This window comes from Vibrio sp. Vb0937 (assembly GCF_033338855.1).
On the sequence record NZ_JAWOTK010000068.1, the window covers coordinates 1 to 2,518 of the forward strand.

Here is a 2,518-nt window from a genome sequence, read left to right on the forward strand (position 1 = left end):
CCGTCGCTGTCGATACCCATAAAAAGCCAGTTAAAACAATGTTGGAAGTAGCGAAAGAGCAGGGCATGACAACCGCTCTAGTGGCGACTTCGCAAGTTAACCACGCGACGCCCGCAAGCTTTGCCGCGCACAACGAATCTCGTCGTAATTATGATCAGATAGCAGACGATTACTTGGATAACAAAGTAAATGGAAAGCTGCCCGTCGATCTGTTACTTGGTGGTGGTGTTCGATACTTTGAGCGTGAAGACAGAAACCTGATTGAAGAATTTAAAACGCAGGATTATCACTACCTAACGGATTTTGATACCTTGCCTTCGTTGCAAACATTGCCTGCGATTGGGTTGTTTGCCGACAAAGCATTTCCGTTTGCTTTGGATGAGAATCCCAACCGACTCGAGAAGATGACGAACAAGGCGCTGTCGTTATTGTCGCGCTCAGAGCATGGCTTTTTCGTTATGATCGAAGGAAGCCAAATCGACTGGTGCGGTCATGCGAATGACATAGCATGCGCGATGGCAGAAATGGATGATTTTGCTAAGTCGATTGCTTTAGCCAAGGCGTATGTTGATGCTCATCCTGACACTTTGCTCGTTGTCACCGCCGATCACTCCACGGGAGGTTTAACTATCGGCGCAAATGGAGAATACGACTGGAAAACGGATGTGATCAAAGGCGTGCATCAAACGGCGTGGCCATTAGCAACGTCACTTGCAAAGGGTTCAGACATCAAACAAGTGTGGTCAGAATCAGTAGATTGGGCGCTATCAGATGTGCAATTTGAGCTCCTCATTGACGCGAAGAAGAGTGAAGAGCCCGCGAAAGCGCTTTATCAAGCCGTAAAGTCAATAATCAACGATCAAAGCCTCACAGGTTGGACGACAAAAGGGCACACCGCGGTGGATGTTCAGGTGTTTGCTTATGGTAAGGGGTCACAAGCATTCGTTGGCTCTCAGAACAATACCGATATCGCAAATAAGTTGATTGGCTATCTTCAATAAGAGATGTTTTTTAGCCGAAGATAAGTTAGAAGTTACTCTGTAAACGAAAGAACAAAGAAAATGCCTCAGCAATTGCTGAGGCATTGTTTTAGAAGCCAACTTCTCTTGCTAGAGAATTATTGTGCACGGTATTTACCGCTGTTTAGTTCAATTTTAGACGCTTTGACGCGACTGTCAGCATTCAAGTAATCGCTGATGCTAAGCAAGTCTTGTCCTTCAGAAGCTTTTAGCACCGCAGATTCACCATCTGCAAACACAACGTCTAGCTTTAACTCTTTTGCTACTGCTTTGGCATCAGCGGCGTTGTTTACAGTGATGTAGATAAGTCCCGTCGCTTTAGACACATTGCCAAACGCGTTCTTAAACACCTCGTCACCGGCTTGCAGTTTAACTGCTTCAGAGAGATTGCTCACTGTGTTCGTTTGCACTTTACGATACGCTTCACCATTCACCTCAACTGCATCAGAAGGAACAAACAACTCGGGACTTGGTTGTTGCGACAACTGCGTTTCGGCATAGGCTGCGTTGGCTATTAGTGAAAGAGCCAAAATAGAAAATGTCTGATATTTCATGTGATTGACTCCTTAGTGGCCAAAGATACGCATAGACCAGTTTTTGATAACTCCTGGCTTTGCGTTGTTCGCCATCGGTACATCATAGATAGCGGATGAGTTGAAGTAAGCGATAAATGAGAAGACTTCATCACCGTTTGTATCGATAGCTCTCAGTGTCCATTCACCCTTGGCATTCTCGCCGTAGAATTGGTTAGACAACATCAGTTGGTTTTCGTAACCCGTAATGTTTGGAGCAAGAGACTGACCAACAAGGCCGTTACGTGGTGTTTGCAATACGGAGCGAGTGCCTGATGGGGAAACAAGCTCGATTGCCAAATCAGGTAGACGCGAGTGTTCTATCGTCAGCTGTACCTGTACAGACTCAACGGTAATGTCGTCAGTAATTGCGATGTTTGACGAACCACCAGCAAGGCTTGCATCGGGCACACTGACTTCTGTTGCATTGTTTGCCCACGGTGTGATGATTTGCGCTGGCAGAACATTATTTGTCATGCGAGCGCGTTTCATCGCTTCATCCAAATCAACGGCACCAAAACCATAGAAGGTATGGAAGTTCACGCCAGCCGCGTTTTTCTGCCAAGGTGAGATTGCTTCGTAGCTCACCAACTCGCCTTTATCATTGGTAAATTCAAGTTGAACACCCGGATGCTCGGCATCGGTAACGCGTGCGGTTTCTGCCAGCAACGCACGAACATCACGGGCAGATAAAGCGTGGTTGGTTGACATGATAGCGGCGATTGCACCAGAAGTGTTCGGCGCAGCCGATGATGTGCCGTTCATGGTGCTGGTATAATTACAGTTCGGGTCAAGCTCTGTACCACCGTGTAGACCATTAATACCAAGGCCGTCACTGGTGTTTTGTCCTTCTTCACATCCCATCAGGTCAGTTGTGACCATCGCAGGGAAGTCTTGCCCGTATTCTCCTGCTGGCGCGGCAACCCA

General features: G+C 47.1%; 3 protein-coding genes. 1 reads left to right on the forward strand and 2 read right to left on the reverse strand.

Annotated features, from left to right (window positions below):
* On the forward strand, nt 1-1,001 hold a 1,001-nt coding region (locus R7P67_RS23075; protein WP_318086105.1), incomplete at its 5' end, for an alkaline phosphatase.
* 116 nt (nt 1,002-1,117) lie between these two features.
* Here the strand turns inward: R7P67_RS23075 and R7P67_RS23080 are convergent.
* Together R7P67_RS23080 and R7P67_RS23085 are read right to left on the reverse strand one after the other, a co-directional pair.
* Nucleotides 1,118-1,573: a hypothetical protein gene (locus R7P67_RS23080; RefSeq protein ID WP_017447452.1), complete on the reverse strand. Its 456-nt coding sequence runs from the start codon at nt 1,571-1,573 to the stop codon at nt 1,118-1,120.
* A gap of 12 nt (nt 1,574-1,585) precedes the next feature.
* Nucleotides 1,586-2,518, reverse strand: a 933-nt coding sequence (locus R7P67_RS23085; RefSeq protein ID WP_318086106.1) for a proprotein convertase P-domain-containing protein, incomplete at its 5' end; no start/stop codon positions are given.

Coding starts and splice junctions, on each gene's coding strand:
- R7P67_RS23080 (WP_017447452.1), bottom strand. CDS start 1,573: ATGAAATATCAGACATTTTCTATTTTGGCTCTTTCACTAATAGCCAAC.